This window comes from Spirosoma knui (assembly GCF_054780635.1).
In genome coordinates, this window is record NZ_BAAGVY010000001.1 from 178531 (window position 1) to 199083 (window position 20553).

Genomic DNA, 20553 nt, shown 5'->3' on the forward strand with positions numbered 1-20553 from the left:
CATTGGCTTTTATTCATTACACATTTCCACAATGCAGGTTCTTAAGTTTGGCGGTACGTCGGTTGGCTCGGTTGAGAGCATCAAGCAAGTTCTTCAAATTATCGAAAATCACCGCCGTGGTGATAATGATGCGGCAACTCAGATTGCTGTCGTATTTTCGGCAATGGGGGGTGTTACGAACCAGTTGATTGAGATTGGGCGTATGGCCACGACCGGCAATACCGATTATATGGAACTGGTCCGGCGTATTGAAGATCGCCATTTCAACGTTGTGAAGGCTCTGATTCCCATTAAGGAGCAAAGCAAGGTGTTTGCGCACGTACGGGGCATCATCAACGAACTGGAAGATCTGTTACGTGGGGTATCGCTCATTCGGGAATTATCGCCCCGGACGCATGATTTGATTACCAGTTTTGGCGAACGCTTATCCACAACCGTGATCACCGAGTGTGTAAAAAGTCGGGGCATTCCGGCGCAGTATCTGGATGCGCGCACCATCATTAAGACGGATGCGCAGTTTGGCCAGGCTGAGGTGAACTACACCTTGACCAATCAGCTTATTCAGGATCATTTCGCCAAAACGACCGACCTGCAACTAATAACGGGCTTTATCGGCTCGACGGAAAATGACGAAACCACAACGCTGGGCCGGGGGGGATCAGACTATACGGCCAGTATTATCGGTGCAGCCTTAAACGCGGAGATGATCGACATCTGGACGGACGTTGATGGGATGATGACCGCCGATCCACGTAAGGTGCCAAACGCCTTTAACATTCCGACGATCACCTACGCCGAAGCCATGGAGTTAAGTCACTTCGGGGCGAAGGTAATTTATCCGCCAAGTTTGCAACCGGCGTTTGCCCGAAATATTCCAATCCGCGTACTGAATACCTTTAATCCAACGCATGAAGGTACCGTGGTGAGCCGAACGGCCGAACGGCGGCAGTATACGATTACGGGTATTTCGAGTATCGACGATATTGCACTGGTCAATGTGCAGGGTTCGGGGATGATTGGCGTAGCGGGTGTGTCAGCTAAGTTGTTTGGGGTGCTGGCGGCTCACAAAATCAGCGTTATCCTGATCTCGCAGGCTTCTTCAGAACATTCCATCTGTTTCGCTATTGACCCGCGCGGGGCTGAGAACGTAAAGGCCATTCTGGACGCTGAATTTGCGACGGAGATCGCGCATAGCCATATCGATAACATCAGCATTGAGCGTGATCTCTCGGTCATTGCAACGGTTGGGGAGGGTATGCGTAAGTCGTCGGGGATTGCCGGCAAGCTGTTCTCGGTGCTGGGTAAAAACGGCGTTAATATCGTAGCAGTAGCGCAGGGCTCATCGGAGATCAATATCTCGGTTGTTATCAACAAAAATAACCTGTCGAAAGCGCTCAACGCGCTACATAACATCTTCTTCCAGTCAGAAGCACGGGTGTTGAATCTGTATCTGGTTGGAACGGGACTGATTGGCAAAACCCTGGTCAAGCAGATATTCGAGCAGAACAATTACCTACGTAGCGAAAAGCTGCTAAAGGTCTGCGTAGTTGGTATGTCGAATACCAAGAAGATGCTGCTCGACCCGAAAGGTATTGCGCTGGACGACTGGAACGAACGCTTGCTAACCGAAGGCGTAACGACCTCGCTGCCAGCCTTTGTGGATAAGATCAAAGACTACAACCTGCCGAACTCGGTATTCATCGACTGTACGTCGGATAAGGACATCGTGCAGTTCTACGAATCGCTATTAGATGCGAATATTTCGGTCGTTACGCCAAACAAAGTGGCGAACTCAGGCCCTTACAGCGAATACCGGCGTTTGCAGCGGACGGCATTAAATCGGGGCGTTAAATTCCTGTACGAAACCAACGTAGGGGCTGGCTTGCCCATTATCAATACGTTACAGGGCCTGATTACCGCTGGTGATCGTTTCCTGAAGATTGAAGCGATTCTATCCGGTACGTTGTCGTACATCTTTAATAGCTTCAAATCGGGAGCTTCTTTTGCCGATGTTGTTCGCGAGGCTAAAGAAAAAGGCTATACAGAACCCGATCCCCGCGATGACCTGAGTGGTCAGGACGTAGCGCGGAAGATTCTAATTCTGGCCCGCGAAGCTGGTTTCCCGTTGGAGCCGGAGGACGTAACGATCAAAAACCTGCTGCCTGATTCGTGTTTAACGGCCCCCACGATTCCGGCCTTCTTTGAAGAGCTCGAACGTAACAACGCTTACTTCGAAAGCCTGCTGACCGAAGCTGAATCGAACGGCGAAAAATTACGCTTTGTTGCTGCCTTTGAGAATAATAAGGCGGTTATCGAGTTACGCTCGGTTGGTCCCGAACACCCGTTTTATATGCTATCCGGATCAGACAATATTGTTTCGTTTACAACGGAGCGTTACAAAGATCGGCCACTGGTTGTGAAAGGGCCCGGCGCAGGGGCCGAAGTAACGGCCTCTGGCGTGTTCGCCGACGTAGTCAGTATTGGGAGTTATTTGGCGTAAAAGTGTTATATTCGATCTAAGCGTCAACGTAACAGAATTATGAGCCGTCGACAACTGGTAGAACAAGCTCTGCAGACAATTAATCAACTGCCTGAGGATCGAATCAGCGAGGTGGTTGACTTTGCATCATACATTTTAAAAAAGCATGAGGAGTCCATGCTTCAAAAAGGGATTGAACAATTGGTCGAAACCTCCGCTGCTTTTGCCTTCCTGAACGAAGAAGAAGACTTGTACACTATCCACGATTTGAAAGAACGGTATCAATGAACCAGGGAGACATTGTATTGATACCGTTTCCTTTCACTGATTTGACGGGCAATAAAGTTAGACCAGCGGTGGTATTAATGAGTGCACTTGCCGATGTAACACTTGCTTTCATTACAACTCAGCTACATTGGCAAGAACCAGCCGATGTAGTGATAGTACCAACAGTAATAAATGGATTAAAAAAGCCTTCGTTAATTCGCCTAAGTAAGTTAGCTACTATTGATAAGGCGCTACTCTTAGGTCGTTTGGGTGCACTTGATGCTACAGAGTTAACAACAGTAAAGCAGAATCTGCGCTTACTATTTCAATTGTAGAGGTACTTGAGGTAGCTTACTCCAGTTGGTTTTATTGATTGGCCTGATGATTTTGTAGTACGTCTCGCAGTTTGTCCTCAAAACCGGGGAAATCCATTGTCATACGACCTTTTGGGCCCCACTCAATGTGAATGTGGTCGGTGTGGGGCATCGACTGACTTCTTTCGTACGGTACTGGCCCGCCCCGGTTATCCCATGTCTGGCGATTCCAGATGATGGCTCCCCACTTAACCCGTGGCTTCTCACTGACTAACAAACGGACAATGGCGTCGGCAAGCTTCCTTTGATCCGAATCATTCGCATTCAGGAAAATGTCGATCGCGCTACCATCGTCGTGTGGGCCGTGACCAGGATTGAAAATCTCCATCCGTTGGCAGTAGCCTGTGTCTTCGAAGACCTTCGTAAAAATGCGCTTCAACTCTTTTGGGGCTGGCTGTTCCATGGCTTTATGCTGTTTTATTCACGTATAGTAATGCATCTAGCATTATCGCTAATGAGTCGTGGAAAATAACTGGGTTGGAAACAGTCTTGCCCCGATGGGTAAGAAGGGGCTTGAGTCGGCCTGGGTATTAAACGGCTAAAATGTTGTAAATTCGCAAGGTTAACCGCATTATGATAACCGAAGCCCATCAGCAATATCTTATTGAACGCATCCGCGACATTGGCCACCCCGAGGCCGTTCGGCGGTTCTTCGGGTTGCTGAAGGAACTGATTGATATTGTCAATCTGCCCAACGGCGATGCCCGGCTGGCGTTCGTCTCTGAAAAGGAGCGTACGATTACCGCAAACATTAATTTCTTCACCGCACTACGTATTTTTCGGCCTTACGGTGGAGAAATCGAATACAGTCTGACCATTAAGAAGGATTGTCTGGAGCGTTTATCCTTCTCGGAAGAGATAGATGTTGTTCCGCTTACCGAAAAATCCGACTACGTTTCTATCGTGGTCGGGCACTCCGACGTTCACCTGATTAATAATCCTATTCTGCACAGATGCTGGGTGGATTGCCTGCTCGAGCTGGCTGTAACGTCGAAACGGGGACCGCACATGCTTCGGCATGATCCAATGATCTATCAGGCGGCAGAAAACGATGGTTTACGGGAAGATATTTTTAATCAGGCAGCCCAGCAAACGAACGAACGGCGTTATTGGGTGCTCCATGTTAATCCTGATCTGTATGACATCTCATCCGAACTGACGGCAGTGTCTTATTCCGAGTTCAGAGTTTCAGCCAGTGTGAAAGATCGGGTGAAACCTGGCGATAAGTTTACGCTATGGCGGTCGGGGAGCGATGCTGGCGTTGTCGCGTTTGGAGAAATAACGGACAAGCCATCTTTACGCACAAGAAGCAAGGACGAAGATCGGTTCGTTAAAAACGCAGATCGAATCAAGCGGGAACGCTGGGCGGTGACTGTGCACTATCAGGATAAGTTAGTTGATAATCCCGTAAAGCGCAGCGAAGTACTGAGCGATCCGCTACTGAAGGAATTGCGCGTGTTTCAAAATCCACAGGGGATTACCAGTACTGAGCTTACGCAAGAACAGTACGTTACGTTGCGTCAACTGGCTAACCTTAACGACTACGAAGTATCAGAAACGGAAACCGCTTATGGTACGGGGCCCGAACTGCCTAATCAGCCTTGTAATCTGATTTTTTTCGGGCCTCCGGGTACGGGCAAAACCTATGCGTTGCAGCCCTACTTACGGGAGAAACATGCCAGTCTGATTACCTTTCATCCTTCCTACAGCTACGAAGAATTCGTGGAAGGTATACGACCTGAAGTGGCTGGTAATCAAATTGCTTATAAAGTACATAAAGGCATCTTCTACAAAGCTTGTCTGTCGGCTATCCAACAGGCTGGATACGGTACGTTGGCCGATTGCCTGAACGATACGCCTGAGAACCGCAGCCAGAAGCTAAAGAAAGCGCCAGTTCATTATCTGCTGATCGATGAGGTTAACCGAGCAAACGTAGCCAGTGTGTTCGGAGAGTTGATCACGCTGCTTGAAGCTAACAAACGACTTGGCGCAGAACAGGAATTGTGGCTGACGTTACCGTACTCACAGGAGCGGTTTGGCGTGCCGATAAACCTGTTTATTGTCGGAACGATGAATACGACCGATCGATCGATTGCCTTACTCGACATTGCGTTACGTCGACGGTTTGCGTTTCGGGAAATCCTGCCAAATCCAGACGTACTCGGCTCCGTCGACGATGTCGACTTACCGCAGTTACTGCGAGCAATGAACGAGCGGATTGAGTATCTACTCGACCGCGATCATCAAATTGGGCATGCTTATCTGGTAGGTGTTGAAACACACACCGATTTGTGCGGCACGTTTCGTGATCGGATTATTCCCCTGTTACAGGAATATTTTTTCAACGATTGGCCAAAAATTCAGTTAGTACTGGGTGACAATGCGGCCTGGGGCAAAGAGCCTGACCAGCGCTTGATTTGGGTCAAAAAGAAATACACGAGTTCGGCCGCCAGTAAGTTATTCGGCGAGATGCCAGATGCCATCGACGAGGTAGTTACCTACGAAATCAATCCGCATCTACAACGTGGTGAATACGATCAGGTACCAGTCGATGCATTCGTGAAAATTTACCAGAAGTAAGACGGACGGAAGTCTGCTTTTTGGGTAAACAACAGGATATAAACGCAACAAACTCGGACTTCCGTCCGCCTTACCCACTACGTATGAAAGCGCTCGTTTTAACCGAATACAATCAGTTTGATTTGCAGGATGTGCCGAAGCCTACCATTCGGCCAAACGAAGTCTTGGTACGTGTGCAGGCGGTGGGTATTTGTGGGTCCGACGTTCACGGAATGGATGGCAGCAGCGGCCGACGCATTCCGCCGATTGTGATGGGGCACGAAGCGTCCGGAATCATTGCTGAAGTAGGCACCGATGTGAAAGACTGGACGACTGGCGACCGCGTTACGTTCGACTCAACCGTGTACGCGCTTGACGACTGGTATAGCCGTCGCGGGATGTATAATCTGAGTGATGGGCGTGAAGTCGTGGGCGTATCGACTCCTGATTTTAAACGGCAGGGTGCATTTGCTGAATACGTTGCTATTCCGCAGCACATTCTTTACGCCATTCCGGATAACGTCAGTTTCACACAAGCCGCTTTGGTTGAACCGGTGGCTGTTGCCCTACATGCGCTCAGTCTGACACCAATTCAGGTCAACGATTCAGCCGTTGTTGTCGGCGCAGGCATGATCGGCCTGTTCGTAATTCAGGCCCTGAAACTGGCGGGTTGCGGCACCATCATCGCCATTGATCTGGACGACGACCGGCTTTCGCTGGCTCAGAAACTCGGCGCTACGCATATCATAAACGCCAAACAGTCAGACGTACAAAAGCAGGTACAGGACCTTACATACGGACGCGGAGCCGACGTGTCCTTCGAGGTTGTTGGCGCTGGTCCAACCGTAAAAACCGCGATCGACTGCGTTCGTAAAGGGGCAACCGTTACGTTAGTCGGTAATCTGGCTCCAACGGTCGAGATACCGCTACAGGCGGTGGTTACGCGTCAGTTACGTCTACAAGGCTCCTGCGCCATCAATGGCGAATACGAAGCCGCATTGGCCCTGATCTCATCAGGTCGTATAAATGTTGAGGCCATTCTAAGCGCTGAAGTACCGCTCGAAGAAGGAGCCGACTGGTTTAAGCGGCTCTACGACAAAGAAAAAGGCCTGATCAAAGTCGTGCTGAAACCTTAAAGGATTGTACTGATACATCCATCTAATCAGCGCGTTTATGGAGCAATAGGTTGTCGCCGGTGCGCAGGAGCAGGGTATCTTTGTCAACCCGTTCAATAGACCATTGGGCGACACCTAAGTAATCGTAATAGCAGGCCAAATCGACGTATTTGCAGAATTCGGGTTGATCAGTTACGTAATCAAGCGAAAGTGTCTTTTCGTTACGTGTGAAGCGCCGTGGTATACAGCAACTGCCATCGCTGCCATTATCTTCAAAGCGTATCTGGCCATTGGCATTGAACGTAATGTAGGTGGTCTTCGTAACGGCTTCTGGTGCTTTCTTGCCAATCTGTTTCTGAACCAGTTGCCAGCGGTGATAAAGCGCGCTCGTGGAGCTAATCGAGTTATCTCGGCAGGCTCCGCTAAGTAGGATCAACAGGCTAATGAACGCGAAAAGCTTTTTCATACGGGTATGGCGTTAAGGCGCTGGCTCATAGACGAGCGTGATTTTTTCACTTATAAGTACTAGCTTATCGGAAGTAAGCGCCGAAATCTGCCACGTAATATCACCGAATAAAGGCGATAACTTACAGTTGATAAGCGCACATTGCGGGTCGGACGTATCCCAAATGAAGCGGAGTGTGCTATCGTCACCTTCGAATGAAACGGGAGCGCAGCAACTGGATGATCGCTGCCCATTTCCAAATGTGCCGTTACGTTGGAATGTGGCAATACGTGTGTACTGGTTCGTTACGTCCGTTCCATCAATGTCTGCCTTGGCTAGCTGCCACGATCGATATAAGAGATCGGAGGCAGGCAATACGCTTGCCTCGTTCTTTTGGCAACCGAGTAAGCCGATCAGAAGCAGTAAGCCAAGCAACCAACGTAGCATTGTTATCGCGATTTTGAGTAGATGACCCGACAATTGTGCATTTCGTTGGAATACAACATGGATTAATTATGCCTTCACCTATTCGTATTGCCATTATTGGCCCTGGTAAAGTTGCCCACCTTCATGCTAAAGCCGCACTACAAACCGCCGACACTGAATTAGTCGCGGTGTATGGACGCACGTATCAAAAAGCCGAAGATTTCGCCAATCAGTACGGGATTGCCGCCTACAGCGATGTATATGATATGGTTCATCGCGAAAACGTCGACCTCTGCCTTGTCTGCACAACTCACCCTGCCCACCGCGAGCCAACCGTTGCGGCTCTGGATGCCGGAGCACACGTTTTAGTCGAAAAGCCACTGGCGTCGTCGCTCGAAGACTGCGATGCTATGATTGAAGCTGCTCGACGCAGTGGACGGTATTTGGGTACGATCAGCCAACGGCGCTTTTATGAACCTAGCCAGCGGATTCGACGCGCCATTGACGAAGGCAAGATTGGAAAACCCGTGCTGGGTACGATTCAGATGCTGGGCTGGCGTGATGAGAACTATTATAAAAGCGATGCCTGGCGCGGCACCTGGGCCGAAGAAGGGGGCGGTGTCCTCGTGAATCAGTCGCCCCACCAACTCGATTTACTGCTCTGGTACATGGGCGACATTGATGAGGTGTATGGCGTCTGGCGTAACTTGAATCACCCGTATATTGAAGTGGACGATACGGCTCTGGCCATTATTAAGTTCAAAAATGGAGGTTTAGGCAACGTAATCGTCAGTAATTCACAAAAGCCCGGCATCTTCGGGAAAGTACACGTACACGGCGAAAACGGCGCATCGGTTGGGGTACAGACCGATGGTGGCGCTTTGTTTATCGCCGGTATGTCGAGTATTACCGATCCTCCGGTCAATGATCTTTGGACAGTGCCCGGCGAGGAAAACCTGCTGGCTCAATTCGTCGCGGAAGACACGGCGTTCTTCAATACCATCGACGCAACGGTTTATTATTTCGGCCTGCAAATCGCTGAATTCTGCGACGCGATTCGCGCTAACCGCCCGCCCTCGGTAACCGGCGAAGACGGCCGCAAAGTAGTCGCTTTATTCCAGGCTATTTACGAATCAACCCGCACTGGTCTGCCCGTGAAGATGGCGTAAGGTGAGTGTTAAGTAGTACAAATTTTGCTTACAACACGTATCAAAAAGAAAGCGGGTTAATCTGGCCAGATTAACCCGCTTTCAGGTTACACGACACAGATACTATATGGCTGGGTCCTGAGGAGTGCTGGTGTTGTTATCACGTTCCGTTCGTGGGTACGGGAAGAAATTGCGGTTACGCTCGGCACCCGCAGCACCAGGTCCCGGCCGATTGAACCGACGGCTATCTTCCAGTCGAAAACCCTGATACGCCAGCTCGATATACCGATTTTTCAGGATGTCGAGCAAGATCGCATCGGCAGTTTGCGGACCGCTATAGGCTGGTAAACCAGCGCCAACCCCAAACGCATCCTGCGCGGGCGTTTTTGTGCGCACTTTATTCAAACCGGATACAGCCCCAGCTAAATCGCCCTTGCGAGCCGAGGCTTCTGCCTGAATAAGCAGCATTTCACCGGGCAAATACACTGGAATAGCCGCTGCGTTTGCGGTGTAGAAACCCGTTCCCCGATTTTGCGTGGCCGTGGGTGTCGCGCGCGTGTAAAAGGGAATCCGTTGATCTCCAGCCTCTGGAACAAATGCCCCCGACAACCCCAAGTTTACGTCGGTTGGCTCAAACACGTTCCGGTTACCAAAAGCCGCTTCAAACAGTGGATTCCGGGTGTTATCGTCAAAGTTGAATACCGATTTTACCGTCAGATTGACCCGGCCAGCCGCGGCTAAGGCTTTATCGTTGTCGCCTGCGAACAGGGCGTAACGCGCAATCAGGGCTTGAATCGTGTTCGGTATGTCGATACCCAGTACAATTCGGCTCGTAAAATTGGCGGACACCGGCGTCGCTGCTACCTGCGTGGCGGCTGCTTCCAACGTACGGATGGCTTCCGCGAATACCTGAGCGCGAGGAACAAACGCTACGTTGGTACCCGTGGTGATGGGAGCCTGCTCAAAAAACTGCGCCAACGTACCGAGCGATAAGGCCCGAAAAATAGACGCGTAAGCGACAAGCCCACTTTTCGTACCCGGATCGTTGTTGGCAACATTAACGTTTGCCAGAATTAGCTCCGCATTCGCACGGACCAGGTTGCACTGCGTCCAGAGATTGCGCACAACGCCGTTCCCGTTATTGACGTTGCCACCGCCAACGGATAAATTGGCTTCTTCGGTATTTCCTACATTCAGAATAAGCAATTCGCGCGTGGTAAGTCCGGCACCCGCTGTCGCGTTGTACAATACGCTGAGGGCACCGCCAGACGTATACCGGTATTGCAGGCCATTAGCCAGCGTCAGCAGGCCATCAATCGAGCTAACCGCCTGCGACTGACTAATGGAGCTTGGATTGAGGTATTCCTGCTGCTTGCAGGCATTCTGCGCGAGCAGTACCCCACTTACTATGGAAATTATAAACGTCTTTTTCATGATGGTGATCGGAGTCATTAAAGAGTCATCTTTTGTCATGAACAGTCATTCCATGGCCAAAAAAGACTACAAATGACGGTTCTTAAAAAGTGGCCGTTAGTTTAAGCTGATACGTACGGGGAATAGGAACATTACCAAAGTCGACGGCGCGAATCAAATCGTTGTTGCCGCCTGCGTTCGTTTCGGGATCAAAACCCGTGTACTTGTCCCACGAATACAGGTTTCGGCCAATCAGCGATACGTTCAATCGGCTGATGGTCTTTACAAATTGGGGCAATGTATACGACAAGGCTACCTCACGCAGCTTCGTGTACGAGCCCGGATCAATGCGGAATTCCTGGGTGTTATACACGCCAAAGATATAACCGCGTGGGAGTTCACCCCGCAGCTCTTTCTCCGCATAGTCACCCAGACCAACACCCTGCCGGGTACGTTTGTCGGCATTGAAAACGTCAACGCCCTGCACCGCATCAAGCAATACGTGCAGATTCAGCTTCTTATACGATAAGTTCGTGCTAAATGAGCCTGTCCACTTGGGGTTTGGGTTGCCAATAATCATGTTGGCCAACGGTTTGCTTACGTCAACTTTTCCATCGGCGGTGCGGGCGGGTACGAAATTAATGGTGCCGGTATTGGCAGCCACAGCACGTTCTGACTGCGGAAAGCCTGAGGGAGACGGAATTATGTCTCCATTCGGACCTTTTGCGAAGCCCGTACCAAAGAACACGCCAACCGGCTGGTTAACCAGTAGCCGAACCGGTGCACCCGTTACGCCTTCGGCACCTACGTCAATAACCGTCAGACCGCCAAGGTCAGTAACTTTATTGCGGTTGTGGTTATAAATGACGGTGAAGTCCCAGTTAAAATCTTTCGTCTTAACCGGATTTGCGTCGAGCATGATTTCGAAACCCGTGTTTTGCATGGCACCAACATTGTTGAAGATATTGGTACCGCCTGTTGTCGGAGCCAATGTCCGGTTAACCAACAGGTTACTGATTTTCTGCTGATAGGCTGTAACGCTCAGGCCGATACGTCCGTTGAGAAAGCCCATATCAATACCTCCTTCCAGCTCTCCCATGCGTTCGGGTTGCACATCCGGGTTAGCCAGGAGCGTGCCCGGCGTTACGGTGTTCCGGCCTAAAAATCCGACTGGGTTGAACTGGTAAAAACGGCCATAGGTGGGCAGGTTCGCCAGGTTGCCGGCTTCTCCGTAGCTGGCGCGCAGTTTCAGGCTGTTAAACACCTGGCCGAACGTAGCAGCTTTCCAGAAGTCCAGATCGGACACAATCAGCGAGCCACTTACTTTAGGGTAGTACTGGTTGGTTTGCGAAGGAGAGAACTTAGTCGATTGATCGCGCCGGATGGCACCGGTGATAAATGCCAGATTACGATAGCCCAAAGTTGCCTGTGCGAACAGGCCGCTTAAGCCGAATCGATCGAGGCCGTACCCCAAATTGTACGTCGTGTTGCTGGCTCCGCTCACCGTTTCGATAAACGGCGACAGGTTCTGTCCGCTGGCGGTTGAGTAGTCAGATTGATAATACTGATAGCTATATCCGGCCACAGCATTCAGTTTGAGGTTTTCGCCAAACTGCCGCTGGTACGATACGTTCAGGTCGTTGTTGAACTGAACCACCTGGTTAGTAGCGTTGGCGGCAAAACCTTGCGGATACCGGGCTGCCGGTAGACCCGCTACAGCCTGATAGGGATAGGGCCGAATGTAGTTTTTACCAAACTGCGAGTACGCATCCACTCCGGCAATGTAATCAACCGATAAGCCTTTGGCTGGCGTCAGATTCAGCTGAACGCTGCTGATGGTGCGGCTCACCTGCTGCGAAAACTTCATGTCTTCGATGGTAGACAACGGATTTATCCGAGTTGGTTCAACCGCTAACAGATTACCAGCCGCGTCACGCTGGGTAATGTCGTAGATGTTGTTAGTGATATTAACCGAGTTAATTGGGCTGTAGAATACGTTCCCGTTCGCTTTCTCGTTCGACAAGCTATTCGCGTAACTCAGACCCACGGTTACTTTGGCCCAGTTGGTTAGCCGCTGATCAACACGGGTACGTAGGCTATACCGCGTAAAATCAGTGCCTTTAATGATGCCCTGGTTGTTGAGATAGCCCGCCGATACGTAGTACTGCGTGTTGTCGTTCCCGCCCGTAACCGACAGGTTGTTATCGGTACCCGTACCGGTCCGGAAAATCTGGTCGAAGTAGTTGTAGCGCGTTACGTCGACCAGGTTCGTAGCTAATGGCGTATATGTACCATCCCGATAGATGTCTGTCGTAGTAACTCCCGGATTCGCGGTGAGCTGAGCGGGTGTGATGCCACTTATAGTATACAACCGAAAGCCTGGGAAACCAAACTGCTTACCGTACGTATTGACGGGTACGCCTTTACGTAGTTCATTTACATTGAACGATGTCGAAAATGACACTTGTGGTCGACCACTTTGGCCTCGCTTCGTCGTGATAATCACCACGCCATTGGCTGCCCGCGATCCGTACTGAGCAGCCGCAGCTGCGCCGTTTATTACGTTCAGACTCGCGATGTCGTCGGGGTTAAGGTCGGATAGCCGGTTTTGTCCTGGATTAGCCGTACCAATATCGTTAACCAGCGCAAGCTGCGATACGTTGGTGCTGGCGTTGCTCACAATCACACCGTCGACAATGTATAGCGGGTCCGATGAGCCCGCCAGTGACTTAATACCCCGCAGTCGGATGGTGATGCCACCCGCTGGATCGCCCGAGTTCTGAGTAATCTGTGCGCCCGGTACTTTACCCTGCAAGGAGTTGATCAGATTGCCCGAGCCCGAGTTTTGCAGGTCCTGCGCTTTGATGGTGCTTATGGCATTACCCAGTTCGCGTTTGGGCGCTGATAGGGTAGAACCTGTTACCACCACCTCGTCGAGATTTGTCGCGGATGCGGTTAAGGTTGCGTTGCTGGTGATTTGCTCTGCGTTACCGAGCGTCAAGTTTTGGCGTACGCTTTCGTAGCCAATTGCCGAGATAACCAGTGTGATTGGGCCGGGCTTAATCGTGGCCGCAAGCGAGTAATTTCCTTCTGCATCAGAAGCAGTACCAATCGTTGTACCAGCCACTAATACGGTAGCACCGGGTAAGGCTTGCCCATCATTATCGATGATGCGCCCTTTAATTGTATATCGATTCCCTTGCGCAAAGCTGTTCGCGCAAAGTAGAAGGGACAGCCAAAGCATCCAGAATGAGCGAATACGATGACCTACAGAGGAGTAATTGTTGATCATAGAAAGTACGAAGTAAATTGTAAGACAATAAGTAATTAATGCAAAGTTGAAAGATAGCACAAATTGCTGTTGTATTGACTGATTCAGGCCGTTTATCTGTAGGCCTGAATATGCTGTTTTTTAGTAAATTTGAATCTTGGATAAGTTCTATACTTTATGACAAAACGTACTTCATCAACGTATCTGTTGACTATAACAAGTCTGGTTCTGTTGTTAATAAGTGATCAGTTAGCAGTAGCCCAAACCAAACAACGATACGCCAATCTTCAGGAGGCCCTTTTCTCGGCCGGTCAGCTTAATGGCTCCAACGGGCCACGTAGTGTGAACTGGATTGAGGGAGGCAATAAGTTTTCGTTCATCGACGGGCAAAGCACCATTAAATCGCTCACCCCGAAAGACCAGAAAGAAGAACTTGTTTTCGATGGGAGCCAGCTCAAATTTCCCGGCACTGATAAGGCATTTGCCTATGGCTCATTTCAATGGTCTAAAGACTCTAAAAACATTCTGTTCCAAAGTAATTTCCGACCGGTATACCGGCGCTCGGGCGTGTCGGATTATTACGTGTATTCGGTAGTTAACAAGAGCCTGAAGCTGGTCGCGAAGGATGCACAAACGGCTGAGTTATCGCCCGACGGATCAAAAGTCGGGTATGAGCGGGGAGGAGATTTGTTTGTGTTTGAATTTACTACCCAAAAAGAAACGCAGTTGACGAACGATGCTAAACCGGCGTTCTATAACGGCCGTTTCGGCTGGGCGTACGAAGAAGAGTTCGGTTTGGCGCAGGCCTGGGAATGGTCGCCCGACAGTAAGTTTATCGCCTTCTGGCAGTCGGACGAACGGCAGGTGCCCATCTATAAATTAACTGACTACAAAGGCTTCGACGAGAAATATGATTCGTTGCCGTACCCGCGCGTTGGTGATCAAAATCCAACCGTCCGTATTGGTACTATCGAAATCGCCAACCGGAACAAGCAATGGATGAAGGTTGAACTCGGTCGTAACGGCGAACCGGATGGCTACATCCCCCGCATTTACTGGACAACGCAGGAAGGCCAGCTGGCTGTTGTTCACCTCAACCGGAAACAGAATCACCTTCGCCTGTTCATGACGAACGCCCGGACGGGAGAGGCCAGACAAATCATGGAAGAAAAATCGAATACCTGGATTGATGTATTCGATTTCTTCGCCGGAATCAACCACTTGCTGTACTTCCCGGCAGGAACTCAGGAGTTCTACTGGGTGTCGGATCGGGATGGGTATGCACATCTGTATCGATACGATTATTCAGGCAAATTGCTGAATGCGGTGACAAATGGAAAATGGGAAGTAACGTACGTTCACCACATCGATCCCAAAGCGGAAAAGGTGTATTTCACGTCCACAGAAGTGTCGCCTATGGAGCGGCACCTGTTTGTGGCCGACCTCGATGGAAAAAACAAGCGTCGGCTAACCACCGTACCGGGTCGGCATACGGTGAACTTCTCACCCAATGGCCAATATTTTATTGACCGCTATTCGAACGTTCAAACACCGACGCAGGTAGAATTGCGTGACACGAAAGGGCAGCTGATTAAAGCGCTGGAGACCAATCCGAAGGTAAAAGAGTACGTGGCTAGTCATGATTATTCGCCGAAAGAGCTGACGAACTTTACTACGTCGGATGGCCAGACAATTGATATTTCGATTATCAAACCGTTTGATTTTGATCCAACTAAAAAGTATCCGGTTGTGATGGATATATACGGTGGGCCGGGCGCTCAATCCGTTTATAATGATTTCGCGACTACGGGCTGGCACCAGTGGCTTGCTCAATCTGGCTACGTTGTCGTAAGCGTCAATAACCGGGGAAGCGGAGGTTATGGCCGTGATTTCGAAAAGGTAGTGTACGAAAAGTTGGGTAAATACGAGAGTCAGGATTTTGCCGAAGCAGCTGCTTACCTGGCTAAACAGCCCTGGGTCGATGGCAACCGGATGGCGATTCGGGGTCATAGTTACGGCGGTTACACCAGCAGTTACACGATGCTGACCCATCCGGGTGTATTTAAAGTGTCGCTCGTCGGTGCACCAGTTACGGATTGGCGGCTCTACGATAGCATCTATACCGAACGTTATATGGGCCTGTTACCCGAAAACGAGGAGAAGTACAAGGCCAGCGCCGTCTCTACATACGCGAAAAAACTGACCGGGAAAATGTTCATCGCGCACTCAACGATGGATGAAAATGTGCACGTTCGCAATACATTCCAGTTGATGAACGCCCTGGAAGACGCTGGTAAGGATGCCGATTTACGAATTTATCCACCCGGCGCCCATGGTGTTTCGTATAATTCGGCCAGTTACGTATTGCTCTATCAACAATACACAACGTATTTGGAAAACTATTTAAAGGGAAGTCCTATCAACTGATCATTTATCTACAAAAAGCCCGGATGTCCAGGCTTTTTGTAGATATGCATCAAGAGCAAAGCTGATTAGATTAATTTATAATACTTACTTTCTAGATTTTATGTGTTTATAAGGTTTCTCACAAAGCGTAGAACTAATTTTATGTGAAGTGAAAACAACCTGATCGTGTTGAAGTTATTAGACATCAGAAAGCCTGTTAAACAAGCAGGTATCTCACTTAATTCTCAACACAATGAAAACGTCAAGCGTCATTTTTGCGGCTCTATTTCTGTTTACTGCAACCACAGCCGCTTCTGCACAAGCCGTTCAAGAAGGCAAGCAAGCCAAGAAAGAAATGAAAGCCGAGAAAAAAATGGCTAAAGCTCATGAATACAAAGTGGAAGCTAAAACCGGCAAGGGCGTTGAAATAGCGGGTATTTCCGATCCTAAAACACGAATGGCTAAAGCGGAGCGGAAAGAAGAAAAAGCCGAGAAAAAAATGATCAAAAGCGACGCAAAAGGCTTAAAGGCAATAGCGAAAAATAAGAAAAAGAAAGCGGACGGAGTCGATTAAGTAGTAGTCAGCTTTTAATGATAAGCCTTTAATAAAAGCTCACACAGCACGGCTTGTATGAGCTTTTATTAAAGGCTTATTGGTTTAGTTGCCCACTAATATAACTAGCGTGATATTGGCGCAACAACGCATCGAGCTGATGCCCGACTCGGTAACGTGAACCGACATTAGCCTCTCCATTATAAGTGTATTCCCACCTGAACTCCTCGGTGGTACGTATTCGGAATCGTTGACTTTGAATTAATCGTCCCGGTGGAATGGGTATGGCGAAATTGAAACCAGCTGTCGAGCCCCGTGTTGTCATTGTGGCATAAATACCAACCTCTACGGAATAAAATTGACGGATAAAATCAAGCCGTGCTCCCTGATCACCATAGAGATATTGACCGCCTGATAATTTCAACGTAACATCGCGCGCTCTAATTCGATATGCTACGTCTGCTAACAGCATGAACCGTTGTAGGGGCTCATAATAAATACCCCGTTTCGGGAAATAGTAGTCACCTGTTAAACTGGTTTCAAGTCCAAAAGACCAGGCGTTTGCTAGATTAGCCCATCGATACTGGACGTTAAACCCGTATTGATTGTTGTAAAACAAACCGGCTGAAACACTCAAAAAATTTTGTTTGTCAAGTGCTAAAAACTGGTTCAGATATACAGGAGCTGGCCGAATATTCATCGGCTGTGTATCATAGTTATTAACTAAGGGAAATAACACACCCCAATTTAAAACTAAGCCCCGGAGTAAATACAATTGACTCTGCAGAAGCAGGCTTGTCTTCGATTGCAACGCGTCTGGTTTATATCCAAAATTAGCAATAAACTCCGGCTGTATTCTAAAATCAAATTTATACCGGCGTTGGCTAAATGGATATGCCTTATTTAATTTTACGCGTTCATGATGGGAAAGCAACGTGGTTTTAAAAGGAGAAGTAAGATTGTAAACTGCAATTGGTACGCCCTGATAATAAGGAACGTATTCGATTGGGCTCAGCTTATCTAGGGCTTGGCTTAATTCTAGCAGACCAATAGCAGGATTACGATATAGACGCTGCTCGTAATGAACACGTTGCGATACGCTGTCTACTGTTAAATTCTCGAAGTTCTTAAGCGTATTGGATTGATTAGACTGGCAAATCCCATTCTGGAAACCAATAATTATTATAATTAAACAGGAATAAAAAGTAAAGGAAAACCTTTTAGGAATAGAGTAAAGCTTAAGACAAACTATTTTATTAATGTAGAAACTATCCATGCGTGCTGCCTAAACTTATTGAGTTAATTGTTCCGGTTTCGATCGTAACCGTTTGGGAAGCTGTAGTAATGAAACGGCATAGGATGTACCAAAGGTAAGCTGGTCGAAACCGCTGATACCAGCTTGTATTGTCCAGTGATTGAATAACGTAACATAGGCTCCCGCATTAAGCTGGCGAGCGTCCCATTCGACCATCGCTCCCGCTTTTTTAGCCAACCGGAAATTTACTCCACCAAAAGGACCGGATAAATACGGAATCGGGCGGTCGTTTTTATTGTGAAGTTTATAATTCGAGAAGATATTAAAATCATTTCCCTGATTATCGCTACGGTCAAAATAGAAAGGACTTCCAAAACCCGCCGTTACTTCAGCCGTAATTGATTTAGTAATCGATACGTTTTTAGTAGCTACTATCGAATAAGCAATAAGCGAATTGTCAACACCAAAAGGAGCGGAGGCAATCACCGCAACAGAAGGTCTCGAGTTATTTTCAAGCAAAACAGCATATTTAACGTCCAGTTGACGATCACCTATCCCCCGCGATTCTAAAGGTATATAACCATTTATGCGAAATAAGCATACGCTTAATTCGAGACGCTTCAACATAGCCAAATGCACAAAAAATGTGCTCGATGACCGCTGGCCAGTACAATCTACAATAGGATTTGGATTATTTAATCGGTAATCGTTACGGAACGGATTGTAATGATAACCGATATAAAATGATCCTGCGGGTAATATGCGTGCGGTTGGGATATTTATTAGTCCAGGTTTTCCGGCAATATTTACCTGCGCCATTCCTGAATAGCATTGCAGAGTTAAAAGTAGTAGTAAAATTCTTGTAACATATTTTCTCATACAGGTGAGTTATTGTACAGGTTAACAGCTATAAATAGAGTTTACCGAATCGAGCTTAATCTTTATTGTTTATTTAAAGTTGATTATGCCAGTCTAATTAACATATTCATATACTGGCTATACAAGATATTCATTACTGACCGCTACCTTGCGTATCGTTTGAACTTTGATAAAGTTTAATGATTAAGTCCTGAGTTGATTTCAATGTATCGTTAAAACTTACATTCACCGAGTTTATGTCTGTATCGCGTGTAATAGTGGCAGATAAATATTTCAAATCTGCCGCAATGCGGAGCGCATTATTGTCAGTAGTACGTAAATTATAGTTCGTTTGCTGCTGAGTGCTATATATAGTATACACTAAAGCTGTAATTAAATTATACGTTTGATCATTTAATCTAGGTCTTGCGATTTTCAATGCATTAATATTTGTTATGAATATTTGATTCACAGCTCCAATTTTCTCTATATATTTTGCCGAGATTTGATTCGATTCGTTTTGAAGTTCTTTACTTATTCTAATTTTTTCCTGATCGTAAGCTGAATCGATTCTACTTATCTGTTTGGTCCTTGACTCCTCAAACTCCTGTACTTTTGACCTAAGTAATCTATTTAATCTTTGAAGAAGTTCATTACTAGCAGGACTTACAGCTTTGCTTGGCAGAGAATTTTGGGTTGATGTGATTGAAATAGGTTTTATAATCTCTGGAATACTACGTGGATAAGTTATCGTGGTTGAGGTTGCATCAATTTCTTGCCCGTTTACGGTTGCTGATGAAGAGCTGGATAGATAAGCTCGTAGGTTAGGCGTTTTTATCAATTCATTGACTTTCGCCTGTAGTGTAGCGGGCAATTCGCCTTTCAATGATAAATTGGTTAGTACGTCCGGCGTAAACTCGTTGATAAATTGACTTGGTGAAATATTCGTGATCACCAGTGCGCCGTTCATATTCGCAGCCGCCTGGGTTAGAACAGAAGATAGCTCGCGAGAAGTTGGTAGACTGCTGATTCCTGCATTGAGGGATGCGGACAGAGCAGCCGTGGTTAGTGTAGAAAACGTAATAGCTATCGGGTCCGGAGACGAACGTTGAATTTCGGGAAGCTTTATGGCCGTAACTTCCTCAAACTTATGAGGCAGTAATGGCTCCACATCCGCAGACTTGCAGCCTTGAAGGATGGTTGCAACTACCACACATAGCAGGATAAAAGCTCTCGTCATTTGAAAACTTAATAAACACTAGCTTATAGCGACGTACAAAGATGACTCGGGTAAGTAGGCAATTCCTAATATAGCTCGCTAACTAACGCTACGGTCTCCTAATTTCTGATTAGGAGACCGTATATTAACTACTAGCGTAGAGCCCGTCGAATTACTTCTTCAACAGTTAGATTCGGGTCAGCTTTTAAGGCATCATCCACGCTCTTTTCGGCCGTAGGTTTTGGAAAGCCCAATGCCACCAACGCAGCTAACGACTCTTCACGGACAGGATTCGTCGCCTGTTGACGATACGTTGGGCCATCAGGGACGACACCAGCTTTCTTCATCTTATCGCGTAGTTCGAGAATAATACGTTGGGCCGTTTTTGCTCCAATGCCCTTAATTGCTTGTACCGCTCGAACATTTTCACCTAAAATAGCTAAGCGTAAATCACCGGGCTGCATAGCCGAGAGCATACCCAAAGCTGTGTTAGGACCTACGCCTGATACGCCGATCAGATCGAGAAAAAGCGATTTTTCGTCAGCCGCAGCAAAGCCATATAGGGTCTGTGAGTCTTCGCGAAATAAATGATGGATGAATAGTTTTACCCGATCGCCACCACCGGGTAGGGTGGAATACGTCTGGAGCGAAATATGAACAGCATATCCTACTCCGTGTACGTCAATGATCGCGTAGGTAGGCTCTTTATACGATAGCAATCCGTCGAGATAAGCAATCATTCAGATTGAAAAAATCTTGTTAATA

17 protein-coding genes are annotated in these 20553 nt (G+C 48.0%); 8 read left to right on the plus strand and 9 right to left on the minus strand.

All coding sequences use genetic code 11. The features are described from left to right. Window positions 1-31: 31 nt before the first annotated feature. Genes thrA through ACYVIY_RS00710 form a run of 3 tightly spaced genes read left to right on the plus strand, consistent with a single transcriptional unit; the run spans window position 32 to window position 3081 of the window. The gene (gene thrA / locus ACYVIY_RS00700) at window positions 32-2500 is read left to right on the plus strand and encodes a bifunctional aspartate kinase/homoserine dehydrogenase I (RefSeq protein ID WP_460974320.1); all 2469 of its coding nucleotides are present in this window, start codon (window positions 32-34) and stop codon (window positions 2498-2500) included. A 39-nt stretch (window positions 2501-2539) separates the two neighbouring features. Beyond that, window positions 2540-2767, plus strand: coding sequence for a hypothetical protein (locus ACYVIY_RS00705; protein WP_460974321.1), 228 nt, complete (start codon window positions 2540-2542; stop codon window positions 2765-2767). Further along, the gene (locus ACYVIY_RS00710; RefSeq protein ID WP_460974322.1) at window positions 2764-3081 is read left to right on the plus strand and encodes a type II toxin-antitoxin system PemK/MazF family toxin; all 318 of its coding nucleotides are present in this window, start codon (window positions 2764-2766) and stop codon (window positions 3079-3081) included. Before ACYVIY_RS00705 ends, ACYVIY_RS00710 begins: the two co-directional genes overlap by 4 nt. 31 nt (window positions 3082-3112) lie before the next feature. Here the strand turns inward: ACYVIY_RS00710 and ACYVIY_RS00715 are convergent, their stop codons facing one another. Further along, the gene (locus ACYVIY_RS00715; RefSeq protein ID WP_460974323.1) at window positions 3113-3523 is read right to left on the minus strand and encodes a hypothetical protein; all 411 of its coding nucleotides are present in this window, start codon (window positions 3521-3523) and stop codon (window positions 3113-3115) included. Between the two features lie 170 nt (window positions 3524-3693). On the opposite strand from ACYVIY_RS00715, the gene ACYVIY_RS00720 reads away from it, so the two are divergent. Together ACYVIY_RS00720 and ACYVIY_RS00725 are read left to right on the plus strand one after the other, a co-directional pair. Further along, window positions 3694-5700 carry an McrB family protein gene (locus tag ACYVIY_RS00720; RefSeq protein WP_460974324.1) on the plus strand — a complete coding sequence of 669 codons (2007 nt, stop codon included), beginning with the start codon at window positions 3694-3696 and terminating at the stop codon, window positions 5698-5700. 83 nt (window positions 5701-5783) lie between these two features. Beyond that, entirely contained in the window at window positions 5784-6815 is a 1032-nt protein-coding gene (locus ACYVIY_RS00725) for a galactitol-1-phosphate 5-dehydrogenase (RefSeq protein WP_460974325.1), read from the plus strand. Window positions 6816-6837: 22 nt separating this feature from the next. On the opposite strand, the gene ACYVIY_RS00730 is transcribed toward ACYVIY_RS00725, so the two are convergent. After that, the gene (locus ACYVIY_RS00730; RefSeq protein WP_460974326.1) at window positions 6838-7260 is read right to left on the minus strand and encodes a hypothetical protein; all 423 of its coding nucleotides are present in this window, start codon (window positions 7258-7260) and stop codon (window positions 6838-6840) included. A 12-nt stretch (window positions 7261-7272) separates the two neighbouring features. Next, window positions 7273-7686: a hypothetical protein gene (locus ACYVIY_RS00735; protein ID WP_460974328.1), complete on the minus strand. Its 414-nt coding sequence runs from the start codon at window positions 7684-7686 to the stop codon at window positions 7273-7275. Window positions 7687-7754: 68 nt separating this feature from the next. Between ACYVIY_RS00735 and ACYVIY_RS00740 the strand changes: the two genes are divergently transcribed. After that, window positions 7755-8834 carry a Gfo/Idh/MocA family protein gene (locus tag ACYVIY_RS00740; RefSeq protein ID WP_460974329.1) on the plus strand — a complete coding sequence of 360 codons (1080 nt, stop codon included), beginning with the start codon at window positions 7755-7757 and terminating at the stop codon, window positions 8832-8834. 102 nt (window positions 8835-8936) lie between these two features. On the opposite strand, the gene ACYVIY_RS00745 is transcribed toward ACYVIY_RS00740, so the two are convergent. Together ACYVIY_RS00745 and ACYVIY_RS00750 are read right to left on the minus strand one after the other, a co-directional pair. Next, window positions 8937-10247 carry a RagB/SusD family nutrient uptake outer membrane protein gene (locus ACYVIY_RS00745; protein ID WP_460974330.1) on the minus strand — a complete coding sequence of 437 codons (1311 nt, stop codon included), beginning with the start codon at window positions 10245-10247 and terminating at the stop codon, window positions 8937-8939. 82 nt (window positions 10248-10329) lie between these two features. Beyond that, window positions 10330-13470 carry a SusC/RagA family TonB-linked outer membrane protein gene (locus ACYVIY_RS00750; RefSeq protein WP_460974331.1) on the minus strand — a complete coding sequence of 1047 codons (3141 nt, stop codon included), beginning with the start codon at window positions 13468-13470 and terminating at the stop codon, window positions 10330-10332. 204 nt (window positions 13471-13674) lie between these two features. Between ACYVIY_RS00750 and ACYVIY_RS00755 the strand changes: the two genes are divergently transcribed. Together ACYVIY_RS00755 and ACYVIY_RS00760 are read left to right on the plus strand one after the other, a co-directional pair. Further along, window positions 13675-15924: a S9 family peptidase gene (locus ACYVIY_RS00755; RefSeq protein WP_460974332.1), complete on the plus strand. Its 2250-nt coding sequence runs from the start codon at window positions 13675-13677 to the stop codon at window positions 15922-15924. Between the two features lie 232 nt (window positions 15925-16156). Further along, window positions 16157-16477: a hypothetical protein gene (locus ACYVIY_RS00760; protein ID WP_460974333.1), complete on the plus strand. Its 321-nt coding sequence runs from the start codon at window positions 16157-16159 to the stop codon at window positions 16475-16477. A 76-nt stretch (window positions 16478-16553) separates the two neighbouring features. Here ACYVIY_RS00760 and ACYVIY_RS00765 read toward each other — a convergent pair whose 3' ends face one another. The 4 genes from ACYVIY_RS00765 to ruvA form a co-directional block, all read right to left on the minus strand. Further along, window positions 16554-17732 (minus strand): YjbH domain-containing protein, encoded by a 1179-nt coding sequence (locus ACYVIY_RS00765; protein ID WP_460974334.1) that lies wholly within the window; start codon window positions 17730-17732, stop codon window positions 16554-16556. Between the two features lie 15 nt (window positions 17733-17747). Then, window positions 17748-18590 carry a YjbH domain-containing protein gene (locus tag ACYVIY_RS00770; protein WP_460974335.1) on the minus strand — a complete coding sequence of 281 codons (843 nt, stop codon included), beginning with the start codon at window positions 18588-18590 and terminating at the stop codon, window positions 17748-17750. 133 nt (window positions 18591-18723) lie between these two features. Next, window positions 18724-19809 carry a hypothetical protein gene (locus ACYVIY_RS00775; protein ID WP_460974336.1) on the minus strand — a complete coding sequence of 362 codons (1086 nt, stop codon included), beginning with the start codon at window positions 19807-19809 and terminating at the stop codon, window positions 18724-18726. A gap of 131 nt (window positions 19810-19940) precedes the next feature. Beyond that, a complete protein-coding gene (ruvA, locus tag ACYVIY_RS00780) occupies window positions 19941-20528 on the minus strand; it encodes a Holliday junction branch migration protein RuvA (RefSeq protein WP_460974337.1) in 588 nt (195 codons plus the stop codon). Window positions 20529-20553: the final 25 nt, after the last annotated feature.